Source organism: Pectinatus cerevisiiphilus, assembly GCF_004341685.1.
In the GTDB taxonomy this organism is placed as follows: domain Bacteria; phylum Bacillota; class Negativicutes; order Selenomonadales; family Selenomonadaceae; genus Pectinatus; species Pectinatus cerevisiiphilus.
The window spans coordinates 133,968-155,299 of record NZ_SMAA01000004.1 but is presented as its reverse complement, the minus strand read 5'-3'; the positions used below and the strand labels follow the sequence as shown (position 1 = coordinate 155,299).

The following is a 21,332-nucleotide window of genomic DNA, read 5'->3' as shown; positions in this document are numbered from 1 at the left end:
CAATTAGTTAGTCTTTTGGTCCATCTATTAATGTTTGTTGTTTATGAAAGGATTTACTTAAATGAAAGTCATCGGAATAGGAGATTTGCTTATACCCGCACAGTATATAAAAGCAGGTTTTGCTATTTTTAAGGATAAGAATATAGATTTGTCTGTTGTTGACTGGCAATTAAAGAATCAGGAAGAACTGCAGAAGATTAATCTACAAATAGAACAACAAGGCAGTGAAGCATATATAGTTCCTGATAAGTTGATTGAACAGATAAAAGATGCAGATATTCTTATTACACAATTTTGCCCTGTTAATGAAAAAGTTATAGATGCTTGTAAAAATCTCAAAGTAATAGGCGTTTTGCGTGGTGGTTGTGAAAATGTTAATTTGGCAGCAGCAACTAAGAGAAATATTCTTGTCTATAATACACCGGGGAGAAATTCTTCAGCAGTAGCTGATTTTACGGTGGGAATGCTTATTGCTGAATGTCGTAATATAGCTAGAAGTCATACCAACTTGAAAAACGGGAAATGGATACGCAAATATGCGAATAAAGCATATATACCGGATTTAGCGAATAAAACAGCAGGTATTATAGGTCTTGGGCAAATAGGAAAAAAGGTTGCGAAAAGATTGCATTCTTTTGATATGAATATAATTGCTTATGATCCATTTGCAGCAGGACTTCCAGAGTATATAAAGACGGATAGCTTAGTAAATACGGTAAAAAATGCTGATTTTTTATTGCTGCACAGCCGCTTGACTGCAGATACAAAACATATGATAAATGCCAGGCTGCTGAATATGATGAAACCAACAGCATATATTATTAATACAGCTCGTTCTGGATTAGTCGATGAAGAGGCACTGTATGAAACTTTGCACAATAATAGGATTGCCGGTGCTGCTTTGGATGTGTTTGATAAAGAACCATTACCTAGGGAATATGCGTTAGCAACGCTGCCCAATGTCACAATAACACCTCATTTAGCCGGAAGTACGACAGATGCCTTTTTACATTCACCGTATTTGCTGGCAAAAGAAATATTGCCGTTCCTGTCAGGTGATACATCATCTGAATATATCATAAATAAATAATGGAGGAATATTTATGTCACTAGTTAGTTTAAAGGAAATGCTCAACGATGCCCGCAAGAACAAATATGCAGTAGGAGCGTTCGATGTAAGTAATCTTGAGATGGCACTTGCCGTAGTGGAAGTGGCTGAAAAAAAGAAATCCCCTGTTATTTTAATGGGATTATGTCTGGATTTACAAGGCGACAGGTTGGATTATTGGCTTTATAGTTTGAGAAAAATAGCGCAAAAAGCATCTGTTCCAGTATGTATTCATTTAGACCATGCAACTGATGTGGAATTTATAAAAAAATGCGTAAATGCAGGTTTTTCATCTGTAATGATTGATGGATCAATGCTTCCATTAAAGGAAAATATCGAAAAGACGAAAACTGTTGTTGATTATGCCCATAAATTTGATGTTAGTGTCGAAGCAGAACTGGGACATGTAGGTGATGGAATAGTAGGAAGCAGTGAAATCGGTGCACCTAAGAAAGATACATTTGATAAACCAGAAGATTCTTTGACGCGCCCAGATGAACTTAAGCAGTTTATTGATGCTACAGGGGTTGATTGTATCGCGGTAGCAGTGGGAACAGCGCATGGTATATATGTATATAAGCCTAAAATTCATTTTGATAGATTAAAGACATTAAATGAAATATCCGTTGTACCAATGGTAATGCATGGTGGTTCGGGGACACCAGATGCATTAATAAAAGAATCAGTACAAAATGGAATATGCAAATTAAATATATTCTCAGAAATGCTTACCGCTTTTTACGGTACGATGAAAGATGAATTGAACGCGGCTGAACATTTAGCTATATGGCCCCATAATGCTAATGAAAAACCTTTAATAGCCTTAAAGAAAGTAGTCGCTGCGAAAATTGATTTGGTCGGTTCTACGAATAAAGCATGAAATTTGACGAAGAAAATATTTTGGGAGAGATAAAAATGGCAAAGACAAAAATTCTCTGCGTGGCAGATGGTGGTATAACTAAAGACCTTATGGAACAAATGCATGACTTGGAACAATACGGTGCCGAAGTATCAATAATTGAAGATAAAGATATGTATGCAATGGGGCCAATAACAGACCGTATGTTGTTAATAGAACATGGAGGGGTGGATGCTGCACCTACATGCCAGGAATTACTTAAACATTGTGCAGATAAAGATATTCTTGTAGTGCATGTAGCTTCTATAAATAAAGAAGTAATAAATGCCTGTAAAAATTTAAAGGTTGCAGCTGTATTACGCGGTGGCTATGAAAATGCTGATGTTGCTGCCTTAACAGAAAAAAAAGTAAAACTTATAAATGCACCTTGGCGTAGTGCAAATGCAGTAGCTGATTTTACTGTAGGTATGATGATTGCAGAAAATAAAAATATTGCCCGTAGTCATAAACTTATATTTGAAGGTAAGTGGTGTAAAAAATATGTAAATCAGGAATATATTCATGATATGCGTACAATGACTGCTGGAATTGTTGGTTTTGGTTATATAGGACAAAGAGTAGCAGAAAGATTACAAGGATTTGGTACAAAAGTTATTGTTTATGATCCGTATATTGATAAGAATAAATTTACAGATACTAATGTAAAATTTGTTGAACTTGATGAATTATTAAAAACAGCTGATTTCGTGAGCGTGCACTTGCGGCTTTCAGAAAAAACACACCATTTCATTGGGACTGAGCAATTAGCGAAAATGAAAAAAACAGCATATTTTATCAATACAGCCCGTTCTGGATTAGTAGATACTGATGCACTGGTAAATGCCTTGAAAAACAGAAGCATAGGAGGCGCAGCAGTAGATGTCTATGATGAAGAACCATTACCTAAAAATCATCCTTATCTGCAGTTGGATAATATTACCCTTACTTCTCATTTAGCAGGCACATCATGTGATACTATGCGTAATTCCGTCGAAATTGGTATAGAGGATCTCAAACGCTATTTGACAGGAAAACAAATGTTGAATGTTCGTAATTGATAAACTAGGTTTCCTGGGCAGTTAAACTGTGACGTTGACTGCCTGATAACTAAGCTGCAGTAGTTGTTACTCTACACAGCATAACCCCCATTTTTACTGAGTGAAAAGGCAAGGTGTATTTGTAAGATATACAACCTTGCCTTTTCTGCTAATATAAATTTGTATATTGTGTACTTTTACTATTAACTGTTGTAGTATATAATTTAGTTTTGTTTTCTTAAGTATGGAAAAAGTAAAAAAATTGAAAAATATATAACAGAAAAATGAGAAAAATTAATTAATGACAAGGAGGTTGCATAGTGACTGTGAATTTAAAGGATAAGCTGATGGCTATGATTAAGACTGAAAATAAAAAAAATCCACTTACAGATGAACAATTGGCAGAAAAATTAAATGTTTTACGCGAAACTGTCACTGGGATAAGGAAAGAGCTAAACATACCCAATTCACGTACAAGGAAAAAAGAGATTGTTAAAGCTGCTATCAGCGCAATAAAAATGAGTGAACCAAATATAAGTGCAGGCAGCCTTGTAAGTAAATTAACAGAAAGAGGCATCTGTATATCAAGAACATATATATCTGACCTTATGAATGAAGGAAAAAATAATGATATAGAGAATAATACAGAAAAATTTACAGAAGAAAAAGATGTTTTTTCAAAATTAATTGGCTGCAAGGGCAGTCTGTTAAAAAATATAAAACAAGGTCAAGCGGCTATTTTATATCCACCTTTTGGCTTACCTACCCTTATTGTGGGAGAAAGTGGGACAGGAAAGACTTTATTTGCCGAATATATGTATAAATATGCAGTGAAGCAAAAAGTCTTAGAAGCAGAAGCACCGTTTGTTTTGTTAAATTGTGCTGATTATAGTGATAATCCCCAACTGCTTGTATCAATATTGTATGGTTATAAAAAGGGAGCTTTTACAGGAGCTGATAAAGATACAGAAGGGCTTGTAGAAAGAGCAAATAATGGAATGCTATTTTTAGATGAAATACACCGGCTTCCGCCAAAAGGACAAGAAATGTTATTTTCTATTTTGGATAGAGGGAAGTTTAGACGTATGGGTGAGGTTAATACAGAAAGAACAGCGCACATATATTTTATTGGAGCAACTACAGAGAATATAGAATCGTCGCTTCTTTTGACATTTAGAAGAAGAATTCCGATGATTATAGAATTACCCTCACTGGAAGATCGGTCTTTACATGAAAAAATAAAATTGATACATGGTTTTTTCCAACAAGAGGCAAACAGAACAAATTATAAAATTTTAGTCAATGCTAAAATAATGGAAGCATTTGCTTTTAAAAAATATACGGGAAATATAGGTCAGATGAAAAGTGAGATACAGGTGACCTGTGCTAATGCATATGTTGATAAGATAAATAATAAAAGGGAAGAAATATATATAGGTTTTAATGAAATTTTATATCAAAAATTTTTTTATGATATAAACATACAAAAAAATAATATAAGATTTAATGATGCTTTGTTTATTCCTAATAGTGACGAAATAGAAGATTCGCTGCTCACAACTAAAAATCAATATTCATTACCAGAAGATATATATGAAACAATAGAAAATAAATACTATGAGTTAAAAAACGCTAGTATTTCTAATGAAAAGACAGAAGAGATAATATGGAATTTTTTATTGGGATATTTTGATAAAATACGATTGGATTCTCAAAATAGAAATATATCGTCGCTTGATGAACTAAAATATCTTTTAGATAGTTCGATTATTCAATTGTTGAAAGAATTTTTGAATTTTGTAAGAAAAGAGCAACCAGATAAACCAATAAATGAAAAAGTATTAATTTATTTAGCTATACATTTGGAAGAAGCTATAAAAAGAATAAAGTTTAAACAAGAAATAATGAACCCCAATCTTCTTTATATTAAGAAAAATTTTGCTGATGAATTTAAATTGGCTAGTCAATTAGCACAACGCTTGGCTGAAAGAAAATTAATCGAAATACCCGAAGGGGAAATTGGTTTTATTGCAATATATATACATGAACTAATGAAGTCCCCAGATAGAAGAAATCGTATTGCCATAATTACCATTTCGCATGGCAAAGTAGCAACAGAAATGGTTAATGTAGTGAAAAAAATGCTTAATGTCGATTTTCCTATAGCAATAGATATGCCGCTTGATGTAAATCCTGTAAAAATATTTGAACAAGTGGTTGAACTTGCAAAATCTTTAAATGCAGAAGAAGGAATATTATTTTTCGTAGATATGGGTTCATTGGTTAGTATTGGTGAAATAGTGCATAGTAGGACAGGAATGCAGACACGGACAATTGACAGAGTGGATTTAGTTTCTGTGTTGGAAGCAGTGCGTAAAGCTGATGCATCAGAAGAATCATTAGATAATATATATTATGATATCATAAATTCTAAACATAATTATTCTCTTGTAACAGTAGAAAATTCCGATAAAGAACCAGCATTGATAAGCATGTGTTTGACAGGTCACGGTGTAGCTTTAAAAATAAAAAATGTACTGTCACGGTATTATGCAGGTGTAAATATATTTTCTATGAGCATAATGGATGATAATGTGAAGATCAAGATAAATAATTTGAAACAACAATATAATATTTTGGCCATTGTTGGAACAATTAATCCTAAAATAGAAGGATTAAATTTTATACCTTATGATAATAATTTTACTAAAGATAAACGAATGTTTCTTGATTATTTGCTGAAGAAAAATGGCAGTGGGTTGGCACATACATTAATCAGAGAAAAATTTGTATTAATTGGATTAGAAGGTGCAACTAAAAAGGAAGTACTTGAAACTATGGGAAAACTTATATGCAATGAAGGCTTTGTAAGCTTCGAGTATATAAATTCTGTGTTGAGACGGGAATCTATGAGCAGCACTTATTTTAGAAACAATGTAGCACTACCGCATGGGATGCCATCTTTTGTAAACAAATCGGTTATAATTTTTGCTGTGTTAAAAAAAGAAATGCATTGGGATAAAAATGGTAATAGCGCACAGTTGATATGTATGCCAGCAGTGAAAAGCGAAGATGTTGATGCTATAAATAAACTTTTTAAGATCCTTAAGCAAAAGGAGAAAGTTGAAAAACTTTTATCTATACAAAAACAAGCAGAATTTGTTGAATTGATTAGAAAAGCATATAAATAATGTGAAAGTTTGGTGGGATATGTATGGCGATAAAATTAATTGTCAGTGATTTGGATGGAACTCTTTTGAACAGCCAGAAATTAGTTAGTGAGACAAGCATTAATTTGATGCAGAAGGCTGCTGAACAAGATGTAGATGTATCAATAGCTACAGGAAGAATGCATGCCTGTGCTGCATTTTTTGGCAGAGAAATCCATAGTAAAGTACCCGTTATCTCATGTAATGGGGGGATGGTGCGAACTGCTGATACAGACGAATTGATTTATGAAAAATATATAGATGATACAGTAGCAGAAGCCCTTTTGGCATTCCTTTTCGAAAATGATGTATATTGTAGTTGGTATATAGGGATAAAAAATCTGGCACCATATTTTTCGTGGAAGATGTTTCCTGATTATATTACTGTTAAAACACTTAATTTTATAGAAACGGGAAAAGCATATAAAAAATATACCCATAAAATAACGCAGTTTATATTACGGGATAATAAAAAATTGCCTGTAGATATATTAGCGGAACTGGAAGAAAAATTTGGTAAATATGTTTCCTTTCAGCAAAATACTGGCTATACAATAGATATTACACCCCTTGCAACAGATAAAGGGACTGGTTTAAAATTATTGGCAGAATATCTTGGCATTAACCAGAAAGAAATAATGGTGCTGGGAGATGGCGATAATGATTTACCAATGTTTGCTTATGCTGGTCTATCAGTAGCAATGGGGAATGCTAAAAACACAGTTAAGGAAAAAGCAACTTTTGTGACAGCAGATTGTGATAATGATGGAGTGGCTGCTGCAATAAAGAAAGTGTTGAAAATATAAAATACTCGCTGTAGTAAAATCTATTACAGCGAGTATTTGTATTATATAGTTATATAAATGAAAAGAGTAAAATACGATCGTCTTATAGGTAGAAGAAAAATAATTAGAGATTCCTTAGCAAGAACCGGTCATTTTTTTTAAGTATTTTTTTTCTACGACTTTTAGGCGAAGTGCTAATAAAACAGCACCGCTTAAGATGCCGGCAATTAAACCTATCCAATAACCATAAGGCCCCAGCTTAAGCTGGACAGCTAAAATCCAGCCAATAGGAAGGCCAAGCAGCCAGTATGATAATACAGCAAGATAAAAAGTTATTTTGACATCTTTATAACCGCGTAAAGTGCCTTGTAATGGAGCATTTATACCATCAGACAGCTGCATACAAACTGCATACATTAGAAATATTGACAAAAACGCTTTTACAGATGGATCATTAGTATATAGTGAAGCTATTCCCATACGGAAATTTATTAGAGTAGTGGCAATACTGGTTGCGAAAATAAAAGAGGCTATTCGGCCGAGCCGGCTATATTTTTTTGCATCATTATATCGGCCTGCGCCGAGTTCATAGCCAACTAAAATTGTTAATGCCATACTTATACTTAAGGGAATCATATAAACCATTGTAGTAAAGTTAAGCGCTGACTGATGGGCGGCAATAACAACGGTACCATAAACAGTCATCAGAAGGCCTACTGCGCCAAATATACTTTGTTCGCAGAAAATAGTACTCCCTATAGGGATACCTATGCTAAGCTGCCGTTTCCATTCTTTTAAAGAAGGTAACGGGAATTGCTTGAAGATGTGATAATCTTTGAAAGGTTTTATATTAGTTACGACTAGTACATTAAGAAGTAGGTTTATATAATATGTGATGGCTGATCCTATCCCTGCACCAACACCACCCATGCTAGGAAATCCCCATGAACCGAAAATAAAAAGATAATTTAAAAAGATGTTGATGGGAACAGTACATATCGTGATACACATAGTAAGTCTGGTAAAACCAAGTGCATCAATAAAATTTCTTAAAACTGCCGATAGAAAAATAGGGCAGATGCCACAAGCAATGGCCAATAAAAAATGAGTAAAAACATAGTTTACACGTGGTTCAAGGTTCAAAATAGGGACAAGCAGCGTGACCAGTGCAAAACCGGCAATAATGAAAATCAGAGCTAGACATAAGGCCCAATAGAATCCTTGTTGGACGATAAAACGGATTTTACCCTTTTCGTTTGCTCCGTAAAGATGTGCTATAGATGGTGTCAGCCCAGAAATAATGCCAAGACTGCTGTTGAAAAATGGGAAGAAGAGATTGGTAGCGATCGCGACACCAGCCAATTCCTGTTCACCTGCATGTCCTGACATGATAGTGTCAAAAAAACCTATTGAAACAATTGAAAGTTGTGTTATAAAAATAGGTAACAGTACAGCAAAAAACTGCAAAGTCTTTTGCTTATAGGTATAAGTTCGTTTCATAGTGCCTCCGTTCATTTCAGAAAAATAAGAGCTGCGCAGGGCAGCCCTCATTTTTTTGCTCAGAACTGATGATAGCATAGACTATATCTTTTGACAAGAGACAAGGAATGACGAACTTCATTTAATATGTACAAAATCATGTATTATTCATGTAAAAATTTACAATTGTGAGTGGGTACTAAAAAATTAAATCTGTTCTTTTGCAGAAGGATAGGTATAGTTCTTATTTTCCCGCCAATTTAGTAGTAAAGAAGAATTTATTATTACAAGTACAGAACCTGCATTATGGACTAAGGCGCCAACAACGGGATTTAGAATACCTGTTACTGCCAGAACAATAGCAATAAAATTAAGCAGCATAGAAAAAATTAGATCGTGTTTAATGGTTAACATCATTTTTTTTGCTAAATGTAACAAATGGGGAAGTTCTTTGATATTGTCATTTATAAGTGTGATGTCTGCGGCATCCATGGCTATATCATTACCAATACCACCCATAGCAATACCAACGAAGGCTTTTTTTAGGGCAGGTGCATCGTTAATGCCGTCGCCGACCATACAGACATTATTACCGGTTTTTTGATAAAGATCGATTTGCTTTAATTTATCCACAGGAAGGCAGTTGGCATGGACTATATCTATGTATATTTGGGCGGCGATATTTTGGGCGGCACTTTCATGGTCACCAGTCAAAAGAATAGAGGTAAGTCCTAAGTTTTTCAGATTGGTAATAATATGGCTTGCGTCAGGGCGCAACGTATCAGTCAATGCGAAAAAAGCGATAAGTTCGTTATCAATTGCCAAATATACAAGAGTGCAACCGTTAGATAAATATTTTTGTATAAAATCACTATGACTTTTTTTGATATCTATTTGCCATTCTGAGAGCATTCGCATGTTACCGGCAATAATATGTTTACCGTTAATGACGGCTTGTAAACCACGGCCAGGCGATATTTGGAACTTTTCCAAAGCCAGTAAATTTTGATTAGAACTTTTGGTATAACCTGCGAGGATAGCTTTTCCTAATGGATGCTCAGAGCGGGCTTCTATGCTGGCTGCAAATAAAAAGATCTCATCTTCCGTATAAGCAGAAGAAAATTTTTGCATACCAATAAGCTGGGGCAGCCCGTATGTTAATGTTCCAGTCTTATCAAAAGCAATTTTAGAAGTCATTGCCAGCTTTTCCAGAGCGTCTCCGGCTTTGATGAGAAAACCATGTTTTGTCGCGTTACCAATAGCTGCCATTATCGCTGTGGGCGTAGCCAAAACCAGGGCGCAAGGACAAAAAACTACTAGTATTGTTACGGCACGTATGATTTCCCCCGTGATAATCCAGGTCAGTAAAGCCGTGATTAGTGCAGCTGCCACTATCCATACAGCCCATCTGTCTGCAAGGCTGACAATTTTTGCTTTACCGGCATCAGCAGATTGAACAAGGCGGATCATTCGCTGTATAGAACTATCTTCACCGACATGTGTAGCTTGCATGTCAAAAGTACCAAATTGGTTGATTGTACCACTTAGTACCTTATCGCCGGCACCTTTATCAACAGGTAATGCTTCACCTGTCATAACAGCCTGATTGACGGATGTTTCACCCCGTATGATTTTACCGTCGACGGAAATGGTTTCTCCTGGTAAAATTCTTAAAATATCACCGAGGCAAACATCTTTGGCGGGGATAATAAGTTCTTGTCCGTTTGATATTTTCCGGGCAGTTTGTGGTGTTAACTGTACTAATTTTTTTATGCCGGCCTGAGCTTTGGCTACTGTCATATCTTCTAGAAGACTGCCTAATTTCATTATAACGGCAATCTCTCCGGCTGCAAAAAATTCACCTATAATTACGGAAGCAATTAAAGCTATTGACACTAAGAGATCTGCCTTAACATCAAAAGAAGAAATTAAACTGGAGAACGCTTCTTTGATGATTGGGATACCGCATAGGATAATAGCTATCCAGGCTGCATTAAAGGGAAGAGGGATGATAGCAAAAAAACTGAAAAGTAAAGAGAGCGCAGAAATGATAAGGCATAAGATGTCTTTGGTTATAAATTTTTGGAGAATTGTTTTGGGGGGTATCATGTTACATCGCCTTTCTAAACCCATAGGGGTATATGTATATAATACATATACCCCTATGGGTTGTCAACAGGGAAAGAAAAAACAGCCTTTAAAAGGCTGCTGCTAAATAATTTATGTAATATTAGCAAAACGTTCAACTGCTTTAGTGAAATTGTCTATAGTTTTATTGACATCACCATGTTCAATTCCGTCACGTACACAGTGGCGGATATGTCCTTCTAAAATTACTTGTCCTGATTTGTGCAAAGCTGACTTTGCTGCATTTATTTGCGAAAGAATATCTTCGCAAGGTACATCTTCATCTATCATACGGTCAATTGCCTGAACTTGACCAATGATTTTTTTTAAGCGGCGGTGAAGATTATCAGCGTCCATACATTGTTTCATTTTAGCCCCCGTATAATTAAAATAAAGTAAAATGGTACATAATTAATTATATTATAACTTATATTTTATCATATAACTAAAACATCGCAAACTGACAGTGTCTATATTATTTTTATTAAAATAGTAAATGGCATATAACAGTGGGAAATGAAATACAAATAAGAATAATATATGTGGGAATAAAAAGGGGAAATAGTATTCCGCGGGGTGGTTAAGAGAAATAATTACCAATTTTCATAATTGATAAGATCAATGAGTTTTTTGCGTGGACGTGGTGTAGGTGCTTCGTCTGCGAAACCAACTGTAAGTACAGCACATATATATAAGTTTGTAGGAGCATTAATAGCTTTCTTCATTTCATCCTGGTTAAACCAGGCAGTCCAGCAGGTAGCAATTCCCAGATGTTCTGCCTCCAATACTATATGCTCAATGGCAATAGCACTATCCCGAATAATAAGTTTAAGCTCGGGTAGAGCACAATTCTCATCTAAATTTATATTTGTGGTATTGTTTGTTATGCGAGTGTTTATGTCAGCGGCGCAAACAATAAAAACAGGAGCTGTGAGCATCCATGTTTGATTATGATCGGCACGGACAATTTTAGATTGCTGTTTTTTATCTCGTACTATTAGAAAATGCCAAGGTTGGGTGTTGCTGCCAGATGGAGCATAACGGGCACTTGCTAATAATTGTAAAATTAATTCATCGTCGACATCCTTTGGTAAATACTTGCGGATACTACGACGATTTTGTATTTCTTTGAGCATAAACAAGGCCTCCTAAAGAAAAATCCTATTTGTAATTTAAATGAACAGCGCAGCTGTGAACGTATGCAAAAATCCCGCAATCGTGTAATTGCGGGATTGTAATAACAAAAAGATATATTAACGTTTTGAAAACTGTGAAGCTTTACGGGCTTTTTTCAAACCGTATTTACGACGTTCCTTTTCACGTGGATCACGTGTTAAGAAACCAGCTTTTTTCAGTGATTTACGCAGTTCAGTATCAACCAGTAAAAGTGCACGGGAAATACCGTGACGTATTGCTCCTGCCTGACCAGAAGCTCCACCGCCTTCTACCTTAGCGATAACATCGTATTTTCCTTCAGTTTCAGTCAATACGAGCGGTTGTTTTACGATCAATTCCAGTGTTTTAAGACCAAAATATTCACTCATATCATGACCGTTTATTTTGATGTTGCCTTCACCTGGAACCAAGCGAACTCTGGCAACAGAGGTTTTTCTGCGGCCTGTACCGTAGTAAGTAACTAATGCCATTAAATTATGTTCTCCCTTCCAAGTTTATTAACGAATATCAAATTCAAGTGCTTCCGGTTTTTGAGCAGCATGAGGATGCTGTGTACCCGCATATACACTGAGTTTTTTATACATTTGAGCGCCAAGACGATTCTTCGGAAGCATACCGCGAATAGCGGATTCTAAAACTTTAACAGGTTGTCTTTCAAGCATATGACCTGCTGTAGTAAAAGTTGTACCTCCAGGATAGCCGGAATGACGGAAATAAGTTTTGTGAATAAGTTTTTTTCCAGTAAAGGTTACTTTTTCAGCATTTACTATAATAACAAAGTCACCAGTATCAACATGTGGAGTAAAAGTGGGTTTATTTTTACCGCGGAGTACTTTAGCAACTTCAGCAGCAAGACGTCCTACTGTCTGACCTTCAGCATCCACGATGTACCATTTGCGTTCAACATTTTGGCCATTGGCCATGAATGTGGTTTTCATCGATATCTCCTTCCCTATAATGCGATTAACTAAAATAATTTATAAAATAATTATATAAAGCCTCATCGCGATTACCGGGGCTGGAAATCACAAGAGAAAACTTCATACTCAATTATTATAATAAAAGAGCATGGTAGAGTCAAGAAATTTTTAAATAATAATTGAGAATATAAGTATGGAAAATACTGTATAGCGTCAGATTGCGTGGAATGGGAGCTGTAAGGATGATTAAACATAAATATTAATCAATCCATTTATGGCCAAAGCGACGAAGTAATTCATTTGCCTGCTGAGGCCCTGTAGTACCCGCCTTATACCTAAATAAAGGTAATTTTTCCCAGTCGTATAATTCATGCAGTTTATCAATATAGTTCCAACTCAGCTCGATTTGATCCCATTGGGAGAACCATGATTTATTATTATTAATGCAGGCTTTTATCAGACGTTCATAAGCTTCTGGTGTGTTTAATTTATTTACATAGTTATTTTGGCAAAAATCCATTTTTGCTTGTATGATTTCATCTGTATCGCCTGGTTTTTTTATATTGAACTGTAGATAAACACCTTCACTAGGTTGAATTTTTATTATGAGAATGTTTTGGGCTGCTTTTTCAAGAAAAGCAGGACGGAAAATAATAGCGATTTTTATTTCGCGCCGATCTAGTTTTTTCCTGTACGAATATAAAAAGGTGTATTCCACCAGCGTTCATTATCTATAAAAAGGCGCAATGCCGCATAAGTTTCTGTTTTGGACTGAGGTTTTACCAGCTTTTCTTGATGATAACCTTCATATTGGCCGAGCACTAATGATTCACGGACATCTATCACGGGGCGTAGGGCACGAAGTACACGAATTTGGGCATCATGCATTGCATCCGTAGAAAATTTTTCAGGCCATTCCATTGCTACTATGGATAATATTTGGAATAAATGGTTCTGCACCATATCCCTTAAAGCACCACTAGCATCATAGTAGCCACCGCGTCCTTCTATGCCTATATCTTCAAAAGCCGATATCTGCACTGATTCGATGTAGCGGGAGTTCCAAAGATTGGAAAAAATTGGATTGCTGAAACGCAGTGTCTGGATATTTCTGATCATTTCTTTGCCAAGGTAATGGTCAATGCGGAAAATATTTTTCGCATTGAAAAATGTTTCTAATTGGATATTGAGCACTTTAGCGGAGTCAAGATCTTCACCAAAAGGTTTTTCTAAAATTACTTTACCGTGGCAAGCATTAGCTACGTTTGTAAGGCCATCGGCAATAATACTGAAGAAACGAGGGGCAACGGCAAAATAGAATATATGTTCTGTTAAATGGCGTTTTTGATAATAAGCATTTAGGGATGTATATGTAGCTATATCAGTAAAATCCATTTTATAATAACTAATTCGCTTAGAAAATACTTTAAAATCTTCATCTGTATAAGGTAATCGAGAAAATTGTTTAACCCATTCTCTGGCTTTGGCACAATATGTTTCTGTACTGTAATTACGACGGCCGATGATTATTATTTGGCGATCGGCAGCACTGTCATTGGAAGCACTCATATTATAAAGTGCTGGTAGCAACTTGCGGAAAGTTAAATCACCTGTTCCACCAAATATTGTAAATGCTGATTCCGACATGCTGATTCCTCCTATTTCAATGCTATTCCTACACCTTCAAAAACTGGTCTTCTAGCAACGATATTTTCTATAAGACCGGTAGACCTATTGATGTGCATACTGATTAATTCATTAGATGATCTATTAACGACTAAAAGATAGTCGCCATTTGAGCTGAGTAAAAAGTCTCTGGGGTGGTCACCCGCACTGGAGATCTGTTGGATACATGTTGGTGGGCCGTCACTTATCGAAAACACGGTAAGTAGATTACTGCCGCGCGTCGAAGTGTAAAGAAAATGATTATTTATTGAAATGCGTATGGCCGCAGTAGCACTGTCGACTGTCGCTGATTTTGCTACAATGGATAATTGCTTTTTTAATTTCCAGGAATTATCAGGCTGTAATTCAAAATAAAATAATTCATTACTGAGTTCACTTACTAGATAGAATCTTTTTTCGTCATTGCTGAAGACGCCGTGACGAGGACCAGTTCCCTTGGCAAATGGTATTTTTCCCTTTAGGGTAAAATCTTTCGCTGTATCATATATATTTATGCAATCGAGGTTGAGACAGGGAACGAAGATTAAATTATGCCAAAAGAGAACTTGATGGCACCCTGCATTAGCACCAATGGACAGGTGCTTTATTAATTGCAGTTTATAATTATCTATTTTATAAAGGAGAACCGTTCCATCGTGATAATTAGCAGTATATATCATGTTATTATGAAAGGTAATAAAACATGGAGTCTTTTTTTCAAGAAGGCTTTCTGATAGTACATTTGCCTGTTCGTCAATAAGGGCAATGCCGGCTTTATTGTTATGTTCTCTTGTGACTATAAGATTTTTACCTGCAAAAGCTACACATTTACCACCATCCGTTTTATAAAAGGAACCGGGAGGGGATATACTGCCAGTACGGTCATTAAAAATAAAACGATAGATACCAGAACTTTTGGGTGAATCATATGTACCAATATAACCTGTATAGTCCATATTAAATAATCCTTTCGGGCAAATTGATATTAATATTGCAGGAGGTAAAAATAAAACATAAAACGTCTAATAATATATTGCTATTATATGTTTTATAGATAATAAAAGCAAATAGAAAAACCGCAGTAATAAAGGTTCATTGTCAATGGTTGGGGTTATGAAAAATTCAAGATAGTACAAGAGCAGTAGGAAAATTATCCTGCTGCTTTTTTACAATTAGCAATAAACATCAATCTATTACGGAACCTCTTAAAGTTCCTGACACCGAAACATATTCTTTTCAAAACCTTAGTCCTGTTATTACAGCCTTCAGTATAGCCATTTGTATAACCTGTTAAAACGGCTCTTCTTATTGGATGGAGCCACTGCCTGACAGTTTTTGCCATGGCAAGGAATCTATCGATACCATATTTTTCTACTAAAAAAAGCCATTTATATATTCTCTTATAAAACTGTTTTTCATTTTTGCTGTCCATAACCATATAAAACAATTCTTTTAATATATAGGCTTTTTTTAGTAAAACAGATACGCTGAGCATTTGGGATAATTGTATCTTCTCATTTCTCTTAAGCTTATGCCTCCTTTTCAGCAAAATAAACCTGCTCTTTTTGAAGTATCGACGCCTTGTATCTGTAAAACGTTTTTGTTCTTGCTTACGAATATGTTCCATTGCCCAGTTTGCCAGTCTCAGCACATGAAACTTATCTGCTATTACCTTAGCATTAGGAAAACAATTAGTCATTATACTACGGAATTGGTTGCTCATATCCATTATTACGTAGTTTACCTTGAGTCTATTTTTTATGTCGTTGTTAGCCAAATGTCCGTATATATCTTCACTATTTTTATTAGGCAGCACTTCAATAATTTTTTTCTTTATTGGATCAGTAAGCACACATTGGAATTTATAACCACCCGTATTTCCCTTAAATTCATCTATGGAAATAACATCCGGGAAAACAGTTGGTTTGGGAATAATTATGGAATCGATTATTCTCACCACGGTAGAATATGAGAGATTACAAATGTCTGCAATTTGTTTTGTATTAAACAATTTACTGGCATAATACAAAACACTTTTTCTCAAATCTGTGGATATGGACTTATATTTAGACAATAAGTTATTTTTCTCATAAAATTGCTTATTACAGTAAGGGCACTTGTAACGACGCTTTTTTATTAAAATAGTGTAGCTTGTATGTGCTACGGGCAAATGTTTAACTTTTTGTAACCTATAGTCATGTATCTTTTTTGTTTCATTCTTACACTGTGGGCATATATGCGGTTTGACCGGTAGACAGATAGTAATTACATTGCCAGCTGTTCTTATTACGTTAAATCCTTTTAAATTTAATAATTCTATAGTATAATTTTCTTTGAGCATAAAACATCAATCCTTTCTTTTTAGTTGCGGAACTTTAATTGTAACGGATTTTTTTGTTTTATGCTCTTTTTTTGTAAAAAAATAATGTTGGAGTAAGCTTGAATTTTTGCTTACCCCAACATTTAGTATAGAACCGTAATAAATACATCTACTGCGGTAAAAAGTTTTACTGTTTATTATTTGTTGCTTGTAAACGTGCTTTAGCACGGTCAAGTGCAGCGTGAGCACGTTCTGAATCAATGTCTTTATGTTCTTCGGGAGCTTTTTGCAAAGCTTCAAGCCGTTCTTGCGCCCTGTCATATGCTTTTTGGGCACGGTTTATATCAATGTTGATAGGTAATTCGGCAGCTGAAGCTAATATTGTAATTTTATGGGGTGTAACCTCCATAAAACCACCGCAAACAGCTATAAGTTCTTCTCCACCATTTCTTTTTATACGCATAGCATGGGGAAGAATACCAGTCAAAAGAGGTGTATGTTTGGGTAAAATACCCAGTTCACCCCCAGTAGAGCGGACTATGGCCATCTCTACATCCTCGGAATAAACCATTTTGTCAGGAGAGACAATTTCCAATCTAATTGTTGACATGGATTATGCCCCCTGTTTTGCTTTTTTTGCTGCCTCTATTACTTCATCTATGCTGCCAACCATGTAAAATGCACTTTCAGGCAGATCGTCATATTTGCCGTCCAAAATTTCTTTGAAGCCGCGTATTGTTTCTTTGAGGGGAACGTATTTGCCCGGTGTTCCGGTAAATTGTTCTGCTACGAAGAACGGTTGGCTCAAAAATCTTTGGATTTTACGTGCACGGGCAACTGTAAGTTTATCTTCGTCTGATAATTCTTCCATACCCAGGATGGCAATGATATCTTGAAGTTCCTTATATTTTTGCAAAACAGCCTGTACATTACGGGCAACTTGATAATGTTCATCCCCAATTATATGCGGGTCAAGAATACGGGATGTGGAATCAAGCGGATCTACTGCGGGGTAAATACCTAATTCTGCAATTTGGCGAGAAAGAACTGTAGTAGCATCAAGATGAGTAAATGTAGCGGCAGGAGCAGGGTCTGTCAAATCATCCGCAGGAACATAAACTGCCTGAACGGAAGTGATAGATCCCTTCTTAGTAGAGGTTATACGTTCCTGTAAGGCACCAACGTCAGTAGCAAGTGTTGGTTGGTAACCAACTGCTGATGGCATACGGCCGAGTAGTGCAGAAACTTCTGAGCCTGCCTGTATGAAACGGAATATATTATCAATAAATAAAAGTACATCCTGATTTTTTACATCACGGAAATATTCTGCCATTGTGAGGCCGGTTAAAGCTACACGCATACGAGCCCCAGGTGGTTCATTCATTTGGCCGTAAACAAGTGCGGTTTTATTTATAACGCCGGACTCAGTCATTTCTGACCAAAGATCGTTACCTTCACGTGTACGTTCGCCTACCCCGGAGAATACGGAATAGCCGCCATGCTGTGTAGCTATATTGTGGATTAATTCCATAATAAGTACAGTCTTTCCTACACCGGCACCACCAAATAAACCAATCTTGCCGCCACGTGCATAAGGGGCAATGAGGTCAACGACCTTGATACCTGTTTCAAGAATTTGTGTAGATGTTTCTTGTTCATCAAATTTTGGCGCGGAACGATGGATAGGCCAAAATTCTTTATTGCCGACGGGTTTTGGATTATGGTCAACTGTCTGGCCAAGAACGTTAAAGACACGTCCAAGTGTTTCTTCTCCCACAGGAACCATAATGGCAGAACCTGTGTCAATAGCTTCCATACCACGGGTTAAACCGTCGGTAGAGCTCATTGCAATACAGCGGGTTATACCGTCACCCAAATGCTGCATTACTTCTACGGTTAAGTCAATGTCGATACTGCCAGACTTACCTTTGATAGTGATAGCGTTCAATATTGCTGGTATATCTTCAATAGGAAATTCAATATCTACAACAGGTCCAATGACCTGTACAATCTTACCCTTAGCCAATGATTAAAAACCTCCTCACTTAAGTGCTTCCGCACCGCCCACGATTTCGGTGATTTCGCGGGTAATATTGGCCTGACGTACTTTATTATAGTGCAGGTCCAATCTGGACATAAGATCTTGAGCGTTGTCTGTAGCGTTGCTCATGGCGGTCATTCTGCTGGATAATTCACTGGCAGCAGCCTGTAGCAATGCAGCATAAATCATTGTCACAAAGTATTGCGGCAGTAAAAAACCGAGTACAGTTTCAGCTGAAGGTTCATAAATATATTCGACCTGCTGAGTATTAGCAGAGCCGGCATCTGTATTTGTGAACGGCAAGAGCTTTACCGTTTCAGGGATAGCAGATATAGCGGAAACAAAACGTGTATAAATCATATACACATCCTTATATTTCCCTTCAGTAAAAAGAGTTGTTATTTCTGTAGCGATAGCGCGGGCATTTTCATATTTGGGTCTTTCACTAAACCCTACATAATTTTTTATGACATTATAGCCATTTGTTCTGAAATGTTCAGTTGTTTTTCGGCCGATGCTGATAATATCAAGATCATCTTTTGCTACAGTTTGCAATATAGCTTTTTCTAAAAGTTTTTCTGTATTAGCTTCTGCTGGTTTCTGCTGCATAGCAAGCGCCAATGTTGCTTTGTCGCCAGATTCTGTGGCAGCCTTTTTATGCTCTATAGCAAAATTTTGTGCTTCATTAGTGCCTGTAATATGAATCTTAGCTTCTTTAAACACATTACTGGAATAAGCGCCGGCAAGACCCTTATCGGAAGCAAGAATAACAAAAAGTGTTTTACCGCTATCATGTTTTTCTAAAAGTGGGTGCGAAACACCATTTGTATTGGAAGCAACTTCATTAATTACCTGATACATTTTTTCGGCATATGGTTTATTGGCTACTGCGGCTGCCTGAGCTCTCCGTAGTCTGGCAGAAGCTACCATTTTCATGGCTTTAGTGATCTGCTGGATGTTTTTTACGCTCTTTATACGATGGCGTATATCCTGTAAATTGGCCAAAAATTAATCACCTCGCCTTTTCCTCGACTAATATACTATGCTGAAATATTAGTTAAAAAGTATATGATGCTTTAAATTCTTCAATAGATTTATTTATCTGTGCTTCTAAATCATCGTCGAGCTTTTTCTGTTTATTAATAAGGTCAATGAGTTCGACATGTGATGAATTGATGAATTTGAGATAATCCTGCTGGAATGAAGCAACTTTTTCCGTAGGTACATCAGTTAAGAAACCGCGAACCGCAGTATAGACAACTAATACCTGTTCAGCTACGTTAAGAGGTGAATATTGGGCTTGCTTCAATGTTTCTACCATGCGGGCACCACGATCCAACTGTTCTTTTGTCGCTTTATCAAGGTCAGAACCAAACTGGGCAAAAGCAGCTAATTCACGATACTGTGCCAAATCAAGACGCATACGTCCGGCAACCTGTTTCATTGCCTTTATTTGCGCACTGCCGCCAACACGGGAAACGGACAGACCTACATCAATTGCCGGTCTTATGCCAGAATAAAACATTTCTGTTTGCAGCATTATCTGACCATCAGTGATAGAAATAACATTTGTTGGTATATATCCTGATACATCACCAGCAAGGGTTTCGATTATAGGCAGTGCTGTAATTGAACCGCCGCCCAATTCATCGGAAAGTTTTGCTGCACGTTCTAATAATCTGGAATGTAAATAGAATACATCACCAGGATATGCTTCACGTCCTGGCGGTCTACGCAGAAGTAAACTCATTGCACGATAAGCAGCAGCATGTTTGGATAAATCATCATACACACATAAAGCATGTTTACCTTTATACATAAAGTATTCGGCCATGGCGACACCAGCATAAGGTGCTATATATTGGAGCGGCGCGCTGTCAGCTGCCGTTGCAGCCACAACGATGCTATATTGCATAGCGCCGTTATCTTCGAGGGTTTTGACGACACGTGCCACAGTGGAAGCTTTTTGGCCGATTGCAACATAAATACAAATACAATCTTGTCCTTTTTGATTTAACATCGTATCAACCGCAATTGCGGTTTTTCCTGTACCACGGTCACCGATGATAAGTTCACGCTGGCCGCGTCCGATAGGAACAAGGGCATCGATAGCTTTTAGTCCGGTCTGTAAAGGTTCATGTACAGATTTTCTGTCAGCAATTCCTGGTGCAGGATATTCTACAGGGCGATATTCCTGAAAATCTATTGGTCCTTTGCCATCAATAGGACGTCCTAGTGCATCTACAACACGTCCTATCATTGCTTCACCAACAGGAACCTGTATAATTTTTCCGGTGCGCTTTACAGTCGCACCTTCTTTTATCTTATTTTCGCTGCCAAGCAAAACAGCACCAACGCTGTCTTGATCCAGATTTAATACAAGACCATATATGTCACTGCCAAAATCAAGAAGTTCGCCTGACATAGCTTTATTTAGACCATGGATATGAGCTATGCCGTCACCAATTTCCATAACAGTGCCGACATCATCAACGTTCAAATCAATGTTATAATTTTTGATTTGGTCCTTGATGATGGCCGTTATTTCCTCAGGATTCATTTTCATA

At 36.5% G+C, this 21,332-nt stretch carries 17 protein-coding genes and 1 pseudogene; 5 read left to right on the top strand and 13 right to left on the bottom strand.

Features of this window, described 5'->3' with window-relative positions:
• The first annotated feature begins 61 nt into the window (after positions 1–61).
• The 5 genes from EDC37_RS03825 to EDC37_RS03805 all read left to right on the top strand — a co-directional run bounded on the left by EDC37_RS03825 (position 62) and on the right by EDC37_RS03805 (position 7,058).
• Positions 62–1,090, top strand: coding sequence for a 2-hydroxyacid dehydrogenase (locus tag EDC37_RS03825; protein WP_132548089.1), 1,029 nt, complete (start codon positions 62–64; stop codon positions 1,088–1,090).
• A 13-nt stretch (positions 1,091–1,103) separates the two neighbouring features.
• Positions 1,104–1,988: a class II fructose-bisphosphate aldolase gene (locus EDC37_RS03820; RefSeq protein ID WP_132548087.1), complete on the top strand. Its 885-nt coding sequence runs from the start codon at positions 1,104–1,106 to the stop codon at positions 1,986–1,988.
• Positions 1,989–2,023: 35 nt separating this feature from the next.
• Positions 2,024–3,064: a 2-hydroxyacid dehydrogenase gene (locus EDC37_RS03815; protein WP_132548085.1), complete on the top strand. Its 1,041-nt coding sequence runs from the start codon at positions 2,024–2,026 to the stop codon at positions 3,062–3,064.
• Positions 3,065–3,363: 299 nt separating this feature from the next.
• Complete coding sequence (locus tag EDC37_RS03810) at positions 3,364–6,234, top strand: sigma 54-interacting transcriptional regulator (protein ID WP_279388537.1); 2,871 nt, start codon at positions 3,364–3,366, stop codon at positions 6,232–6,234.
• A gap of 23 nt (positions 6,235–6,257) precedes the next feature.
• Positions 6,258–7,058, top strand: a complete 801-nt coding sequence (locus tag EDC37_RS03805; protein WP_132548081.1) for a Cof-type HAD-IIB family hydrolase — start codon at positions 6,258–6,260, stop codon at positions 7,056–7,058.
• Positions 7,059–7,172: 114 nt separating this feature from the next.
• Here EDC37_RS03805 and EDC37_RS03800 read toward each other — a convergent pair whose 3' ends face one another.
• From EDC37_RS03800 to atpA, 13 genes and pseudogenes are all read right to left on the bottom strand, one after another.
• On the bottom strand, positions 7,173–8,537 hold the full coding sequence (locus EDC37_RS03800; protein WP_132548079.1) for an MATE family efflux transporter: 1,365 nt from the start codon (positions 8,535–8,537) through the stop codon (positions 7,173–7,175).
• Positions 8,538–8,723: 186 nt separating this feature from the next.
• Entirely contained in the window at positions 8,724–10,625 is a 1,902-nt protein-coding gene (locus tag EDC37_RS03795) for a heavy metal translocating P-type ATPase (protein WP_132548077.1), read from the bottom strand.
• Positions 10,626–10,736: 111 nt separating this feature from the next.
• On the bottom strand, positions 10,737–11,012 hold the full coding sequence (locus tag EDC37_RS03790) for a metal-sensing transcriptional repressor (RefSeq protein WP_132548075.1): 276 nt from the start codon (positions 11,010–11,012) through the stop codon (positions 10,737–10,739).
• Between the two features lie 224 nt (positions 11,013–11,236).
• A complete protein-coding gene (locus EDC37_RS03785; protein WP_132548073.1) occupies positions 11,237–11,779 on the bottom strand; it encodes a nitroreductase family protein in 543 nt (180 codons plus the stop codon).
• A gap of 117 nt (positions 11,780–11,896) precedes the next feature.
• Positions 11,897–12,289: a 30S ribosomal protein S9 gene (gene rpsI, locus EDC37_RS03780; protein ID WP_132548071.1), complete on the bottom strand. Its 393-nt coding sequence runs from the start codon at positions 12,287–12,289 to the stop codon at positions 11,897–11,899.
• 27 nt (positions 12,290–12,316) lie between these two features.
• Complete coding sequence (gene rplM / locus EDC37_RS03775; RefSeq protein ID WP_132548069.1) at positions 12,317–12,757, bottom strand: 50S ribosomal protein L13; 441 nt, start codon at positions 12,755–12,757, stop codon at positions 12,317–12,319.
• A gap of 241 nt (positions 12,758–12,998) precedes the next feature.
• Positions 12,999–14,308, bottom strand: a pseudogene (gene zwf, locus EDC37_RS03770) (glucose-6-phosphate dehydrogenase).
• Positions 14,309–14,397: 89 nt separating this feature from the next.
• Entirely contained in the window at positions 14,398–15,360 is a 963-nt protein-coding gene (locus tag EDC37_RS03765; protein WP_132548067.1) for a lactonase family protein, read from the bottom strand.
• A 194-nt stretch (positions 15,361–15,554) separates the two neighbouring features.
• Entirely contained in the window at positions 15,555–16,745 is a 1,191-nt protein-coding gene (locus tag EDC37_RS03760) for an ISL3 family transposase (protein WP_132548065.1), read from the bottom strand.
• 166 nt (positions 16,746–16,911) lie between these two features.
• A complete protein-coding gene (locus EDC37_RS03755; protein ID WP_132548063.1) occupies positions 16,912–17,334 on the bottom strand; it encodes a F0F1 ATP synthase subunit epsilon in 423 nt (140 codons plus the stop codon).
• Between the two features lie 3 nt (positions 17,335–17,337).
• Complete coding sequence (gene atpD / locus EDC37_RS03750) at positions 17,338–18,750, bottom strand: F0F1 ATP synthase subunit beta (protein ID WP_132548061.1); 1,413 nt, start codon at positions 18,748–18,750, stop codon at positions 17,338–17,340.
• Between the two features lie 15 nt (positions 18,751–18,765).
• On the bottom strand, positions 18,766–19,770 hold the full coding sequence (atpG, locus tag EDC37_RS12520) for an ATP synthase F1 subunit gamma (RefSeq protein WP_231040063.1): 1,005 nt from the start codon (positions 19,768–19,770) through the stop codon (positions 18,766–18,768).
• A gap of 52 nt (positions 19,771–19,822) precedes the next feature.
• Entirely contained in the window at positions 19,823–21,331 is a 1,509-nt protein-coding gene (atpA, locus tag EDC37_RS03735) for a F0F1 ATP synthase subunit alpha (protein WP_132548059.1), read from the bottom strand.
• Between the last annotated feature and the right edge of the window lies 1 nt (position 21,332).